At 67.0% G+C, this 14835-nt stretch carries 14 protein-coding genes and 1 pseudogene; 9 read left to right on the forward strand and 6 right to left on the reverse strand.

The window, feature by feature from the left end; all coding sequences use genetic code 11:
• Positions 1-2: 2 nt before the first annotated feature.
• Genes BLU62_RS27645 through BLU62_RS27655 form a run of 3 tightly spaced genes read right to left on the reverse strand, consistent with a single transcriptional unit; the run spans position 3 to position 3474 of the window.
• Positions 3-827 (reverse strand): SDR family oxidoreductase, encoded by an 825-nt coding sequence (locus BLU62_RS27645; protein ID WP_074853602.1) that lies wholly within the window; start codon positions 825-827, stop codon positions 3-5.
• The gene (locus BLU62_RS27650; protein WP_074853603.1) at positions 824-2278 is read right to left on the reverse strand and encodes an aldehyde dehydrogenase family protein; all 1455 of its coding nucleotides are present in this window, start codon (positions 2276-2278) and stop codon (positions 824-826) included. Before BLU62_RS27650 ends, BLU62_RS27645 begins: the two co-directional genes overlap by 4 nt.
• Entirely contained in the window at positions 2275-3474 is a 1200-nt protein-coding gene (locus BLU62_RS27655) for a cytochrome P450 (protein ID WP_005197960.1), read from the reverse strand. The genes BLU62_RS27650 and BLU62_RS27655 overlap by 4 nt, the downstream gene beginning before the upstream one ends.
• Positions 3475-3639: 165 nt before the next feature.
• Here BLU62_RS27655 and BLU62_RS27660 point away from each other — a divergent pair, with 165 nt between their 5' ends.
• Positions 3640-5211 carry an AMP-binding protein gene (locus tag BLU62_RS27660; RefSeq protein ID WP_074853605.1) on the forward strand — a complete coding sequence of 524 codons (1572 nt, stop codon included), beginning with the start codon at positions 3640-3642 and terminating at the stop codon, positions 5209-5211.
• Positions 5208-5837 (forward strand): MarR family winged helix-turn-helix transcriptional regulator, encoded by a 630-nt coding sequence (locus BLU62_RS27665; protein ID WP_005197962.1) that lies wholly within the window; start codon positions 5208-5210, stop codon positions 5835-5837. Before BLU62_RS27660 ends, BLU62_RS27665 begins: the two co-directional genes overlap by 4 nt.
• Before the next feature lie 99 nt (positions 5838-5936).
• On the opposite strand, the gene surE is transcribed toward BLU62_RS27665, so the two are convergent.
• Complete coding sequence (gene surE / locus BLU62_RS27670) at positions 5937-6725, reverse strand: 5'/3'-nucleotidase SurE (RefSeq protein ID WP_005197963.1); 789 nt, start codon at positions 6723-6725, stop codon at positions 5937-5939.
• A 272-nt stretch (positions 6726-6997) separates the two neighbouring features.
• Here surE and BLU62_RS27675 point away from each other — a divergent pair, with 272 nt between their 5' ends.
• Complete coding sequence (locus BLU62_RS27675) at positions 6998-8731, forward strand: PEP-utilizing enzyme (RefSeq protein WP_074853607.1); 1734 nt, start codon at positions 6998-7000, stop codon at positions 8729-8731.
• Between the two features lie 94 nt (positions 8732-8825).
• On the opposite strand, the gene BLU62_RS27680 is transcribed toward BLU62_RS27675, so the two are convergent.
• On the reverse strand, positions 8826-10229 hold the full coding sequence (locus tag BLU62_RS27680; RefSeq protein ID WP_074853609.1) for an amino acid permease: 1404 nt from the start codon (positions 10227-10229) through the stop codon (positions 8826-8828).
• Positions 10230-10429: 200 nt separating this feature from the next.
• On the opposite strand from BLU62_RS27680, the gene msrB reads away from it, so the two are divergent.
• The 4 genes and pseudogenes from msrB to BLU62_RS27695 all read left to right on the forward strand — a co-directional run bounded on the left by msrB (position 10430) and on the right by BLU62_RS27695 (position 12908).
• Positions 10430-10915 (forward strand): peptide-methionine (R)-S-oxide reductase MsrB, encoded by a 486-nt coding sequence (gene msrB / locus BLU62_RS27685; protein ID WP_074853611.1) that lies wholly within the window; start codon positions 10430-10432, stop codon positions 10913-10915.
• Positions 10912-11460 (forward strand): peptide-methionine (S)-S-oxide reductase MsrA, encoded by a 549-nt coding sequence (gene msrA, locus BLU62_RS27690; protein ID WP_074853612.1) that lies wholly within the window; start codon positions 10912-10914, stop codon positions 11458-11460. The genes msrB and msrA overlap by 4 nt, the downstream gene beginning before the upstream one ends.
• A 72-nt stretch (positions 11461-11532) precedes the next feature.
• A pseudogene (locus tag BLU62_RS34110) lies at positions 11533-11899 on the forward strand (HNH endonuclease); the annotation flags it as partial.
• 46 nt (positions 11900-11945) lie between these two features.
• Positions 11946-12908: a PfkB family carbohydrate kinase gene (locus BLU62_RS27695; protein WP_074853613.1), complete on the forward strand. Its 963-nt coding sequence runs from the start codon at positions 11946-11948 to the stop codon at positions 12906-12908.
• Here BLU62_RS27695 and BLU62_RS27700 read toward each other — a convergent pair.
• Entirely contained in the window at positions 12905-13537 is a 633-nt protein-coding gene (locus BLU62_RS27700) for a flavin reductase family protein (protein WP_074854286.1), read from the reverse strand. The genes BLU62_RS27695 and BLU62_RS27700 overlap by 4 nt on opposite strands.
• Before the next feature lie 67 nt (positions 13538-13604).
• Here BLU62_RS27700 and BLU62_RS27705 point away from each other — a divergent pair, with 67 nt between their 5' ends.
• Positions 13605-14336, forward strand: coding sequence for a tyrosine-protein phosphatase (locus BLU62_RS27705; RefSeq protein ID WP_074853615.1), 732 nt, complete (start codon positions 13605-13607; stop codon positions 14334-14336).
• A 182-nt stretch (positions 14337-14518) separates the two neighbouring features.
• Positions 14519-14830 carry a DUF2470 domain-containing protein gene (locus BLU62_RS27710; protein ID WP_074853616.1) on the forward strand — a complete coding sequence of 104 codons (312 nt, stop codon included), beginning with the start codon at positions 14519-14521 and terminating at the stop codon, positions 14828-14830.
• Positions 14831-14835 lie beyond the last annotated feature (5 nt).

Raw genomic sequence — 14835 nt, forward strand, 5'->3', positions numbered from 1 at the left:
TTTCACTCGGTGGTGTCGACCCGAGCTCGAGGCTGGGACAGAGGGGTGGGGAGGGCTGCTGAACGCAGCGCGGTGAGTCCGCCTTCGACCGGGACGTCGATGCCGTTGACCCAGTCTGCAGCAGGGCTGAGCAGGAAGTCGATCACCGACGCCGATTCCGCGGCGGTGCCATGGCGGCCGACCATCGATGCCGATCGTGCAATGGCGTCGACGCCCATGGACTGTTCGAAGTCGGTGAGGATCGGGGTGTCGGTGGGTCCGGGACTGACCGACAGCGCGCGGATACCTCGGGCCTGCAGAGACGCCGACAAGGCGATGGTCCAATCCACGACAGCACGCTTGGACGTGTCGTAGGCCGCCGGGCCGTCTAGCTGTGTCCGGTCCAGCCATTCACGTAGCTCGTCGCGGTCGCGGACCTCGAGGAGTTCGACGATGTCGTCGTGCCCCAGGCTGTTCCGGTGTGCCGCGATCGAGGCCACGTTGACGACCGCACCTCCTGACATCCGCTCGAGCACAGCGAATGTCAGCGCCCGCAGGCCCAGGGTGTTCACCGCCAGGACGGTCTCGGCCGGCGCGGTGCCCGGCACGCCGGCGACGTTGGCCAATGCGTCGACGTGGTCGGGTAGATCCAGTGTTGCGATGGCCGCCAGGTCGGACAGGTCGCACCGGAGGGAGTGCGCGCGATCGTCCGGGCAGGCGGCTATGTCGATCGCGATGACGCGGGTGTCCGGCTCTCGGTCGAGCAGCCGATTCACCAGGGCCAGACCGATTCCCGACGCGGCGCCGGTGACGATCACCGTACGTGCGATGGAGGAGGCGTCGTTCATGCCATCACCGCCGATACCTCGGTGAACTCGGCGATACCCACACTGCCGAGTTCGCGTCCGTAGCCGGAGTTCTTGACCCCACCGAAGGGGACGGTGGGCCGTTCGCGGGTACGCACCCCGTTGATCTTGACCTGGCCGACCTCGAGGTGTGTCGCGACTTCGACCGCGTGATCCCGGTCTGCGGACCACACCTCGGCGGACAGGCCGTACTGGCTGTCGTTGGCCACCTCGATCGCCTCGGCCACATCGCGGTAATACTGCACCACCAGGACCGGTCCGAAGATCTCCTCGCGCACCGCGGACGCGGAGCGGTCGAGATCACCGAAGACGATCGGGGCCACGAAGCAGCGGGAGTTGCCTATGCCGAGTTGCTCTCCGGTACCGGCGATCACGCGACCACCGTCGTGCCGGGCGAGATCGATGTGGTCCAGAACTCGGCGGGCGTGCGCGGCTGATGCCAGCGGACCATGGGTGGTCTCGGGTGCTGTCGGGTCGCCGAACACGAGTTCGGCGAGCGCATCGCCGATCAGCTGCTCGATGCGGTCGGCATGCGCGGCGGGGAGCACGAGTCGTGTGGTCGCGTTGCAGGCCTGGCCGGAGTTGACCAGCCCGGAGGCCAGGATCCTCGGGACGACGGCGTCGAGGTCGGCGTCGGGCAGCACCACGGCGGGTGACTTGCCGCCGAGTTCGAGCGTGGTCCGGGCCAGTGACTCTGCGGCCGCCGCAGCGACCGCTTTTCCGCCGCGGACGCTACCGGTGAACGACACATGGGTGATGTCCGGGTGTGACGACAACGCCTGCCCGGTCTCTGGTCCCGTGCCGTTCACGATGGCGAATGCGCCTGCGGGAAGCCCGGCTTCGAGGAAGCACCGACGGACCAGTGCGGCATCGAAGGGCGTCGCCTCGGAGGGCTTGAGCACCACGGTGCAGCCGGCGGCGAAGGCGGCGGCGACCTTGGCGATGATCTGATGTACGGGCATGTTCCACGGTGTGATCGCCGCGACGACGCCGCCGGCAACGCGGCGCACGATCGCGCCGTCCACGGTCTGCTCCCAGGGAAAGCGCTCGGCAGCGTCTGCGGTGGCGCGCAGGACCGATGCAGGCAGCACTTGCTGGGTGGCGGTGGACAGAGCGGTCGGCATTCCCATCTCGGAGGTCACGGTCGCCGCGATCCGGTGACCATGGTGATCGATCAGATCCGCGGTCGCACGCAACACCGTTGCCCGATGCGCCGCGCTGGTCCGGGACCATGACGGCAGGGCGGCCACGGCTGCGGCGACGGCCTCGTCGACGATGGCACCACCGGCCTCATGGGTCGTACCGATCGCGCGGTCGGTGAACGGGTTGATCACCGGGATCGGTGCGCCATCGGCGATGACGCGGTCCTCGATCAGGGCCGCGGGACCCGCTCCGACGCCGGCGGGTGTCTCCAGCTCGCCGATAGCGCTCATCGGGTTGCTTCGATCCGGACCGGGAGCGACTTGATGCCACGGAAGAAGTTGCTCTGCAATCGATTCGGCTGATCGAGCACCTTGATGTCCAGTCCGCGCTCGATGACGCGGGTGAAGAACAGCCGTGCTTCCATCCGCGCGAGGTTCGAGCCGAGACAGGCATGCGCGCCCCACCCGAAGCCGACGTGCTCGTTGGGGAAGCGGTTGCCGACGAACGTCTCCGGGTTCTCGAAGGCGCGTTCGTCGCGATTTGCCGAGCAGAACCACATCACGACCTTGTCGCCCTGGCGGATGGTCTTGCCGTGCATCTCGAGGTCGCGGGTTGCGGTGCGCCGCATGGAAAGGACCGGCGAGACCCAGCGAACCATCTCCTCGACGACCACCCGGATCTTGGCGGGGTTCTCACGCATGAAGTCCCACCACTGCGGATTCTCGGACAGGACGTTGACCCCGCCCGACAGCAGATTGCGCGTCGTCTCGTTGCCCGCGACCATCAGGATCAGGTAGTAGGCGTCGAGGTAGCCACGGCTGAGCGGTACACCGTCGAGTTCGGCCGCGGTCAGCACGCTGATCAGATCGTCGGCGGGGCATTCACGGCGGAGCTTCTCCAGCCCGCGGAAGTAGTCGAAGACCTCGTCACGCGCTTTCACCGCGGTTTCGGGTCCCTCGGAGTAGTCGGGATCCTCGCTGGCCATCTGGTTCGTCCAGCGCAACAGGTTCGGGCAGTCCTCGAGCGGTGCGCCGAGGAGGCGCCCGATCATCACCAGGGGGAGCTGCGCGGCGATGGATGCGACGAAGTCGACGTCACCGGTGCCGGTGTGGGCATCGAGGAGTTCGTCGATGACGGCGGCGATGTCGCCTTCGAGCGACTTGAGCTTCACGGGCCGCACATGGGGGGTGACGATGCCGCGCAGCTTGCCGTGCTCGGGAGGGTCGACGTGGTGGATGCTGCGCGCACCCTCTCCTTCGGCGCGTCGACTGGCGATCTGGGTACCCTGCGTGACAGTGAAGTCTTCGGCGTTGGAGGCCACGGCCTTGATGTCCTCGTAGCGGGTCACCGACCAGAATCCCGGGCCATCGTGTTCGGCGTTCCAGTGCAGCGGGTCTGTGTCGCGCAGCTGTGCGAACAGCTCGTGGTCGACGCCCGCGGCGAAGGGGCTGAGATCCATCAAGTCGATGTTGTCAGCGATTGTCATGTCGTCTCCAAAGGACTCTGGTTTGTGACTGCACTTTCACTAAACCATAGTCTATGGTGTGTTGTGAACCACAACAAGAGAAAAGTCCGAGGTTGCTCGCCTGCGATAACCGGCTGATCGTCCGGGGGTGAGCAATGCGACTTGCGATTCGCAATCAGGAGTGACGTGTACCCACCGTCGACCGTGCGTGACCGCCCCGACGCCATCGCCTATGTGATGGCGGGGTCGGGGGAGCGCATCACCTACGCCGAGCTCGATCGACGATCGAACCAGCTGGCTCGATTCTGGCAGTCGCGCGGCGTCGGCCCGGGCGGCTCGGTCGTGTTGGTGATGGAGAACAACCTGGCCTGGCCGGTGGCGGTGGCCGCCGGGATGCGCAGTGGCCTCTACGTGACGCCGGTGAACTGGCACCTCAAGCCTGCCGAGTTGGCGGCACTCATCAGTGAGGACCGTCCGGCGGCGATAGTCACCAGCGTTGCGCTCGCCGAGCAGGTGGTCGCCGCGGTGGGCGGCACGACCGACGATCACCCGGTGATCGTGTGCGCCGACGGGGCGGTCGAGGGGTGTGTCGAGTGGGATACGGCCCTCGCCGATCAATCCACCGACCCACTGGAAACCGAGTTGCTTGGTGCGCGAGTGCTATACAGCGGCGGGACCACCGGGCGCCCGAAACGGTTCGCCCAGCCACTGCTCGGAGTACATCCCTCCGAGGCGCCGCGCCGACACTCCGGGCTGGTCGACAAGCTCGGGGTCGGTGCCGACTCTGTCCTGCTCTCCCCGGCACCCAACTATCACGCGGCGCCGTTCACGTTCCAACTGATCACCTTGGCTGCCGGCGGCACCGTGGTGTGCATGGAGAGGTTCGACGCCGCAGGGGCGATGAGGGCGATCGTCGACCACGGCGTCACCCACTCACAGTGGGTGCCGACCATGCTGGTCCGCCTGCTGCGTCTACCGGATCGGGAATCCATCGCGCTCTCGCCCCGTCACCAGGTGGCCTTCACGTCCGGTGCCCCGTGCCCGCCGCACGTCAAGGCGGCGATCTTCGACTGGTGGGGGCCGATCCTCCACGAGTACTACGGAGCCTCCGAAGGCTATGGCCACACCTACATCTCGCCGCTGGAGGCGCAGTCGCACCCCGGGTCGGTCGGCCGCCCCCTCGGCGCTGCCAGGGTGCACATCACCGACACCGACGGCGCCGACGTCGACCCCGGCGAACAGGGCACAGTCTGCTTCGAGGCCACCACCGGTTCCGGTGACGCCTCCCGTCCGGCACTTAAGCAGATGGGGGACATCGGGTACCTCGACGACGAGGGTTTCCTCTATCTCGTCGGGCGTCGTGGCTTCATGATCATCTCGGGCGGGGTCAACATCTACCCCGAGGAGATCGAGACGGCCCTGATGGCTCACCCCGCCGTCGCCGACGTGGCGGTGGTCGGTGTCCCGGATGCCGAGTTCGGCGAGTCGGTCAAGGCGGTCGTCGAGGTGCGCCCCGGAGCGGTGGTCACCGAGGCCGAGTTGATCGACCACGCGCGCGAGCGCCTGGCGCACTTCAAGGCGCCCAGATCCGTCGAGTTCACCACGGACCTACCCCGCCTACCCACCGGCAAGCTCGACAAGCGCACACTGGTCGACCGCTTCGCCACCGCGGACGAGGGCGCCGGCCCCGGTCCGTCGAAGGTCCCCGATTCGCAACAGTTGCCCAGCCCGTCGACGTTTCAAGGAGAGAAAGTATGACGACTAAGACCTCAACCGCCGAATTCGATGTGCTGCACGCCCTCAAGGTGAAAGGACTCGCCAGTGACGAGGCCTTGGCTGCGCTGACGGGTCTGGCCTCCGACACGTTGACCGCGACGGTCGATGCGCTCCGGGAATCGGGCTTCGTCCTGCGCCGTGAGGGCGGACGCATCTCCGGCACGATGATCACTCCGGCAGGCCGCGAGGAGTACGAGCGGTTGGCCGCGGAGTTCGTGCTCGGTGATTCCGAGCGTGTGGCAGTGGGTACGTTCCACGAAGCCTTCGGACCGATCAACGGCGATTTCAAGAGAATCTGCTCCGCGTGGCAGGTTCGTCCGGACGAAACGCCCAACGATCACACTGATCCCGACTACGACGCATCTGTCGTCGCCGAGTTGGGCGAGGTTCACGAGCGGGTCTCCGCTGCGCTGGATGCGGTCGGCGCCGACATTCCCCGGTTGGGTCGGTACAGCGCCCGACTGTCGGTCGCACTGCAGAAGGTGCGCGACGGTGACACCGCGGCGTTCGCCCGTCCGATGTACGACAGCTACCACGACATCTGGATGGAGTTGCACCAAGACCTGCTGCTGACGTCGGGCCGCGAGCGCGGCGCCGGTGACGAGTGAGAACTCGGTCCGGCAGCAGCGACTGAGCTCCATATCGATTGAGCCGCCCGTCACCTGGTGACGGGCGGCTCAACCGGTGTACAGGTTTGCTCGGCGCTGTCAGGCGAGTCGCGTCAGACCCAGTGCGTCGTCCAATCGCTCTGCTGCGTCCGCGTCGCGAAGGGGCTCGGTGTCCGCGTCGACTCCGCGCAACGCCGACACCGAGACGAATCCGTCGGCCACGGCGGCACTGTCGGTGCCCTCGCGGAAGCCGGCATCTCGCAGCACCCGGTTGATCAGCAGTGCGTTCTCGGTGCGTGAGAGTCGAAGGGAGAACATGCTCCTGGCGGCGAGCGAGGTCATCCGGATACCACGGAGATCGGCGAAGTCGACGTCAGGAACATTGACGTTCAACGTCATTCGCGGGGCGTTGGAATCGGCGATCCACCCGACGATGCGCTCGGTCACCGCCGCGGCGGTGTCGTAACGGCTACGCGGGGCGAAGCCGCAACTGACCGCGATGCCCCCGACTCCGGCCACGCGCGCGGCGAGGACGGCCCCGACCGTGCTCGAGAACAGGATCGAGCGTCCGGTGTTGTGGCCCTCGTTGATGCCGCTGACCACGAGCTCAGGCGGCGGTCCGAACGCGCCCGAGCAGAACGCGATCGTCGTCAATGCCGGCGGACAGTCCAACGCGAACACCGGGGTGTCACCGAGTTCGGCGAGCCGGTGCTCGGTCGTGGGAATCAGCGCGCCGTCCTCGATGGTGCCCAACGAACTGCCACTGCCGCTGCGCTCTGAACTAGGTGCGCCGACGACCACCTCGTGTCCCGCCGTGATGAGCGCCGACGCGACCGCGATCAACCCATCGGCGTCGTATCCGTCGTCGTTGGTGACCAGCACTCGCATCAGACTTCTCCTCTCGGCAGCCTGTCATCGCCGGCGTGCCTGCCGTAAATAGTGACTCACTCATCACATCTGTGTCCAGTAGGGACGGAGTGGACGGACGAAATCGCGTGTTTAGACGGGCGACAAGCAGTCACGAGTGGTTGACAACGTGAGTGGTGTCACAGAATAATGTGACACAGCGTTCGCTAACCGCCAAGTCGGCGGTGCGATGCCGGAAGCGGTTCGAGGATTCGGCCGCTGGCCCAAGACGAAACGGAAGGACGCCCGGACACATGACTGCCTGGCCGATCTCGAACGAGACCTCGAAAGTTTTCCCGCTGTACTCCCGCGCCAATGTCGGTGAGATCTTCCCGGACCCGATCACCCCGCTGAACGCTTCCCTCGGGTTCCAGCACACTCTCGAACCCGGATGGCGCGATGCGTTCATCGCGTGCGGGGTGTGGGACGACGACCTCTACGACGACTCGGTCGACTTCAACATCCTTCCGGCCTTCGGGAGCTACCTCTACATCAACATGTCCCTGATGCGCCTGTTCGGTGTGCGGGTACCGGGCATGGGTGCCGAGGCGGTCGACCTGCAGTACTTCGGCGACATGCCGGGCATCCCGAGCTACGAGAGTGAGAAGCGGGACTTCGACCAGAGCCCCGAGTACGAGGCCAAGGCCGGCGCGTGGCTCGCCGAGCAGGTTCTCGGCGCGACCGACCTCGCCGCCTACGACGCCGATCGCGACGAGGTCGACGAGATCCGTCGAAATCGGCCGGACATGAGCACGCTGTCCGACGCCGAGCTGGTCGAGCGGATGAAGTCGTTCGAGACCCTCTTGCGTCGACTCTTCAAGCATCACATCGAGGCGAGCCTGAAGTCCGGTGTCGGGCTCGGTGCCATCGCACAGCTGGCCGAGGCGGTCGGTAAGCCGGAACAGTCCCTCACCCTCGTCGCGGGACTCGGCAACGTCGATTCCGCCGGCCCCTCGCTGCGTATGTGGGATCTCAGCCGTCGGGCTCAGCATCCGGACGTCGCGGCTCTGTTCGACGCAGGCACCAAGGGCCTCTACGCGAAGCTCAGGGCTTCCGAGTCGGCCGCGGTCGCGGAGTTCACCGCCGAGCTCGACACGTTCCTCGCCGACTGGGATTTCCGTGGCCCCGCCGAGTGGGAGATCCGAGCCATCACCTGGGGTGTCGACCCGGACCTGGCCCTTGCAACCATCGATCGAATGCGCGATGTCTCGGATGACGAAGCGCCGGAGGCGAAGTCCGCCGAGCGCGCCGCGCAACGCGATGCTGCAGCAGCGGCGATCCGCGAGATCCTGGCCGCCGACGCGGAAGCCTCCGCGCAGTTCGAGGCGGTTCTCAATGCGTCCGCGTTGTGGATGCGAGGCCGCGAACGAGGCCGAACCACCGCTGCCATGCTCATCCACGAGCTCCGTCTACCGGCTCTCGAACTCGGTCGTCGCTTCGCGGACAAGGGCGCGATCGACACGTCCCGCCAGATCTTCATGGTGTTCGCCGATGAACTGCCGGACTTCCTCGTCAACCCGGAGTCCTACCGGGAGACCCTCGTGGAGCGGGAGAAGGTCTACCTCGAACTCTTCGACCGCACACCACCGTTCGTCGTCGACGGGACCCCGCCGCCGATCAGTGAATGGCCGCTGCGGTCGGAATCGAGTGTCGCAACTGCATCCAGCGGTGACACCATCACCGGCGTCCCGGCCTGCGGAGGCGTTGCACGCGGCCGTGCCCGGGTTCTCACGAATCCCGACGACCCCTCGGCCCTCGAGCCGGGTGACATCCTCGTCGCGCCGATCACCGATCCGTCTTGGACGCCGTTGTTCGTCGCCGCCGCTGCGGTCGTAGTCGACGTGGGTGCGCCCTTCTCGCACGCGGCGATCGTCAGCCGTGAACTGGGAATCCCCTGCGTCGTGTCGGCCACCGAAGCCACCCGGCGGATCACTGACGGAGCCATGGTCGAGGTCGACGGCACCTCCGGCACGGTCACTCTTCTCTGACCGGACTCGGCGCCCCCGAACCCGGGCGGCCCCGACGGACATTTCCGTCGGGGCCGCCCGTCCATCTGATCCGGGTTCGTTCGTCGGCTGATCGTCAGACCTCGCGGTCGGCCAGCTCCCCGGCGTTGCGGGTCCATGCCAGATATCCGACGCCGACGCCGGTGAACCACACGGCGCCGACGAGGAGCGCGATCCGGCCGTCCTGGTCGAAGAACAGCAGCACGAAGACGAGTGCGAGGAAGGCGAGCGCCAGCCATGTGGTGACCGGCGCGCCCGGAACGCGATAGTCGGAGGCGGGCAGTTCGCCGCGCGCGACCTTACGTCGGTAGGCCATCTGGCAGAGCAGGATCGTCGACCAGATCACGATGATCCCGACCGTGGACACCGCGGTGATGTAGGCGAAGGCGTGCTCGGGGTCGAGAACGTTCACCACCACACCGAGGACCATGACGGCTGCGCTCAGGGTGATGCCCGCGGCCGGGACCTTGCGGCTCGACAGCTTGGTCAACTGCTTCGGGGCGTCACCGGTGTGCGCCAGCGACCGCAGCATGCGGCCGGTGGAGTAGATGCCCGAGTTGCACGACGACAGGGCGGCGGTCAGCAGGATGAAGTTGACGATGCCCGCGGCCCCGGGGATGCCGATGTAGGAGAACACCGAGACGAACGGGCTCTGGCCCTCCTGGTAGTCCTTCCAGCTGCGCACCGACAGGATCACGAACAGGGCGCCGACGTAGAAGATGCCGATGCGGAACGGCACCGAGTTGATCGCCTTGCGCAGCGTGACGCGCGGATTCTCGGCCTCGCCCGCGGTGACGCCGACGAGCTCGACACCGACGTAGGCGAACATGACGATCTGCAGGCTGAGCAGTGCGTTGCTGAAGCCGGTGGCGAAGAACCCGCCCTCGTTCCACAGGTTCGAGACCGACGGTCCGACTTCGGGACCGAAACCGGAGATGGGGAGCAGCACGCCGATGCCGACGACGATCATGCCGAGGATCGCGGTCACCTTGATCGTCGAGAACCAGAACTCGGCCTTGCCGAACAGCCCGACGGAGATGAGGTTGGCGGCGAACAGGATGACCAGTGCGACCAGCGCGGTCACCCAGACGGGGATCGACGGCCACCAGTAGTTGATGTACTTGCCGGCGACCGTGATCTCGGCCATGCACGTGGTGGTCCAGACGGCCCAGTACGTCCAGCCCTGGCTGAACCCGGCGAAGCGTCCGAGGAATTCGTCGGCGTATTCGCTGATGCCACCCGAGACCGGGCGGTAGATCAGCAACTCGCCCAGCGCGCGCATGACGATGAAGATCGCGAGTCCGGCGAGGGCGTAGGCCAGGATGAGCGCCGGTCCCGCCTTCTCGATGGCACCGCCCGACCCGTAGAAGAGGCCGGTGCCGATCGCGCCGCCGATGGCGATCATCTGGACCGTGCGCGCGGTGAGTCCGCGCTCGTATCCCTCGTCGACGCCCGGTTCGGCGCCTTGCTCGATCGTCACGTGGGGAACTCCTGACCGCCGGCGGTTCGTGGGCGGGATTCAGGGTAGACCCGCACCGGATCGCGGGTTCACCAGCCTGAATTGTCCGAAAAGTGAAGGCGAGCAGACCGCGGGACCAAATCGCGACCCCCAGGTGTTGTGCACGATGACGCCGAAAAGCCCGGTCAGATCGACGAGCGCCGGCGTCGACAGGAGGAATCGTGAGCAACGAATACCGCAAGACCCCCGAGGCCTTGAACCGCCTCACCGACGCGCAGTTCCGCGTCACCCAGCGCGACGGCACCGAACGCGCCTTCGACAACGAGTACTGGGACAACCACGAGCCCGGCATCTACGTCGACGTCGTCTCCGGGCAGCCGCTGTTCTCGTCCACCGACAAGTACGACAGCGGCACCGGATGGCCTAGCTTCACCAGGCCCATCGACGCCGCCGCGGTGACCACCAAGTCCGACCGAACCCTGTGGATGCGACGCACCGAAGTGCGTTCGTCGGGTGCCGACAGCCACCTCGGCCACGTCTTCGACGACGGGCCGCGAGACGCCGGCGGGCAGCGCTTCTGCATGAACTCGGCTGCACTGCGGTTCATCCCGGTTCGAGACCTCGACGCCGAGGGCTACGGCGAGTACGCAGCACTGTTCGGCGACACCCCGAACACCACAACCCACACCGACGAGGAGACCGCATGACCATCGACACCGGCCAGATCACCGTCCGCCCCGGCACCGAGACCGCGGTCCTCGCCGGCGGATGCTTCTGGGGGATGGAAGACCTGATCCGTAAGCAGCCGGGTGTCCTCGACACCCGCGTCGGCTATACGGGCGGACAAAACGACCACGCCACCTACCGCAACCATCCCGGACATGCGGAGGCCGTCGAGATCGTCTTCGACCCGGCGCAGACGACGTACCGGGACATCCTGGCGTTCTTCTTCCAGATTCACGATCCGACGACGCGGGACCGTCAGGGCAATGATGTCGGGACGAGCTATCGTTCGGCGATCTTCCCGCTGAGCCCGGAGCAGGAGCAAGTCGCTCGGGACACGATCGCCGATGTGAACGCATCGGGACTGTGGCCGGGCGGGGCCGTCACGACCATCGAACCCGCGGGTCCGTTCTGGGAGGCCGAACCCGAGCACCAGGACTACCTGCTCAACTACCCGAACGGGTACACCTGCCACTTCCCGCGGGCCGGTTGGGTGCTCCCGAAGCGGGGTGCGTCGACCTCGTCGTGACCGGCCGGGGCCGGTCGGAACCCGCCGGTCCATAGAGGTAACTTGGGTATACAGGTGACGCTCGGTGACGCTGGGTTGACCTCGAGTGAGAACCTGAACGCCAAGTGTCGGTTCGGGCATCTGCAAGACCTTCGGCGACTGGGTCGACGTCCAATACCGCGACGAGGACGGCCGCCTGGTCACCGAATACGTCACCCCCGAGGGCTACCGCATCCGCGGCGACGCCGAAACCCTGGAAGACCTGTTCCCGAACCTGCGTCGCATCCGATTCGAACAACCCGCCCAGGCCCCACCGACACCGCGAGTCATCACCGGTGACGACACCCCGCCACCGACCAACCGAACCGCCGCGAAACACGCCCGGCGGCGAGCCGAACGTGCCCGCAACCAGCGCGAACGCGAACTACGCGAGCAGACCGACGGACCCGCGCCGTTCTGAACATGCCACAATCGAGAGCACCTGTTGGTACGTCTCGAGGAGCGCCATGTCCGATCCCGGGAGCGCGAAAGTACTCGTGGTGGGCGCGGTGAACGTCGACCTCGTCGTGAGTGCCGATCGGCTTCCGCAGCCTGGCGAGACCGTCGTCGGGCCGGACGTGGCCAGTCACGGAGGTGGCAAGGGGGCGAACGCCGCTGTCGCGGCGGCACGCGCCGGGGCGGCTGTCCGATACTGCGGTGCGGTCGGTGACGACGAGATGGGAGCGGCAGCTCTCGCGGAGCTTTCGGACGAAGGCGTCGATATCGCGGAGGTCGCTCGGGTCGCCGGAGTCTCCACCGGTGCGGCGCTGATCGTGGTGGATCCGTCCGGCGAGAATCAGATCGCGGTGGGATCGGGCGCGAATGCGCGCGTCGACCCGGACCGTGTGCGCGTTGCTGTCTCCCGCGCGGCGGACTGGGGCGCCGGCTGCGTGCTCATCAGCACGGAGATAACCCCTCGTGCAGTTGTAGCAGCGGTGAAAGCTGCTGCAGATAAACGCATCCCGTGTGTCGTGAATCCGGCCCCGGTCCTCGACGAGCTCGTCGAGGTGCTCTCGATCCCGGACATCCTCACCCCGAACTCCTCGGAACTGCGCGACCTGTACGCGCGGACTCCGTCGGCAGGTGCCGACCACGGCAGCCTGACCGAGACCGAGATGGCGATTGCACTTGCCGAGGGTCTCGAAGTGACCGTCATCGTCACGCTCGGCGCCGATGGAGTACTGGTCGTCGACCCGGCCGGGGGCGCGACGAGTGTGCCGGCCGGCCCGGTCGAGACGGTGGTCGACACGACCGGCGCCGGCGACACCTTCAACGGCGTGCTCGCGGCCTCGTTGGCCGCGGGAGATGACCTCGTCGTGGCCGCCAGGCGCGGTGTGTCGGCGGCCTCGATGTCGGTCGGTCACATCGGGGCTCGGACCGGGATGCCGACCGCAGAAGCGATCGAGCGTGCCGCGCTGTTGGAAACCTAGCGCGTCGCCGGCTTCGGCCGCTCCATGTAGCGATGGTGGTCGTCGCTGGGGAGGAAGTAGTCTCCCCGGCCGCCGGCGCGCAGCAGCGCCTGGGCGCGGGCGGTGTCGTAGGTCAGGTCGTCGCCGAGGAGTTCCGGTGAGATGTGCACCTTGACGACCTCCCCGAGGACCATCCAGGTGTCGACGGACTCTCCTGCGGCGGAACGTAGTTGGAAGACCTCGGTGACCAGGCACTCGAAGTTGACCGGGCTCTGGGCGACCCGGGGCGGTCGTACGACGTCGGAGTCGAGTGCCGTGAGGCCGGCGTGGTCGAACTCGTCGGCATCCGCCGGGATCGCAGCCGAGGTGGCGTTCATCTTCTCGCCGAGTGCGTCGGTCGCGAGATTCCACACGAACTCGCCGGTCGACTTCGCGTTGGCGACAGTGTCCTTCCAGCCGATGCTGGCGAAGCCGATGATCGGCGGGGAGTAGTTGAAGAGATTGAAGAAGCTGTAGGGCGCGAGGTTTCGCACCCCGGCGTCGGACACCGTGGAGATCCAGCCGATCGGACGCGGCGCGATGATCGCGTTGAGGGGATCGTGCGAGAGTCGGTGCCCCTCGGTCGGCGCGTAGGAGTGGTACTCGGTCATCGCTTCACCGTACGGGAGCGGGGTACGGTGAAGCGGACCTGATCCGGGCGAGACGATAGGGGCCGGAGTGACCTTCTCCACTGCTGATGAGCGCGATACCGATCGGGTCTTGCGTTCGTTCGCGAACATCCGCGATCTCGGTGGGCTGCCGCTCGTCTCCGGTGGTACGACCTCGCCCGGGGTGCTGATCCGCAGCGACGCCCCGTACGCGGACGACGACGACCCCGTCGGGGTGCCGTGGCCGCCGTCGACCGTGGTGGATCTGCGCGACCCGTCCGAACGCGGTGCCTTGAGGCTGACCTGGCCGGCCGAGGTGCGGCTGGTCAACCGCCAGGTGTCGTCGGGCGCCCGGATCGACCGCCTCGCCGACACCGCGCTGTCGGACATCTACACCGCGATGTTGCAGACCGGCGGAGATCGGCTGACGGCGGCTCTCAACGCATTCGACGCGACCGGTCCGACCCTCGTGCACTGCGCGGCCGGGAAGGACCGCACCGGCGTGATCGTCGCGATCGCCGCACTGCTCGCGGGGGTCGACGAAGCCGCGGTCGTGGCCGATTATCGGCGGACCGAGGAGAACATCGCCGGAGTGCTGGCTCGCCTGAAGCAGCGCGATCGGGTTCCGAAGGGAATTTCGCTCGATGCGCCGATCCTGCGTACGCCGCGGGAAGCGATCGACCTCGTCATCGACGCCCTGACCGGTCACCGGGGCGGACCGTGGGGCTGGTTCGAGGCACATGGCGGCGACGTCGAGCATTTCGAGGGCTGGGTGGCGCGGTTCGCGCCCCGCGCTGGATGACACCGCACCGAATGAGACGATCCGCAGTCGGCCCGCCAGGCGTCGAGGGGGTTTGGCGCCCGGCGGGCCTCTCGGAGAAATGTCGGGGTGGTGCATTCCTCCGCGACGCGTATGCCCCACGACGCCCGGCGTCAAACACCCGGAACCAACTGAGTACCCGCACGAACCGAACAGAGGTCTACATGCCTGGTCACGAGCCGAATTCACCGTTCGCCGACGAGGTGGTCGCCGGCGTTCTGGCCCACATGAACGGCGACCACGCCGACGATTCGCTGGTCATCTGCAAGGCGCTGGGAGATCGCCCGGACGCGACCGCGGCCGTGATGACCGGATTCGACGACCGGGTGGCGATCTTCGACGTCACGGTCCCGGAGGGCGTCGTCGAGATGCGATTCGACTGGGACCGCCCCATCAAGGACCGGACCGACGTGCGGATGGCAGTCGTGGCCATGTTCCGGGACGCCCAGGCCCGCCTCGGCATCACCCCGGCCTAGTCGCA

It is taken from the genome of Gordonia westfalica (assembly GCF_900105725.1).
Classification (GTDB): domain Bacteria; phylum Actinomycetota; class Actinomycetes; order Mycobacteriales; family Mycobacteriaceae; genus Gordonia; species Gordonia westfalica.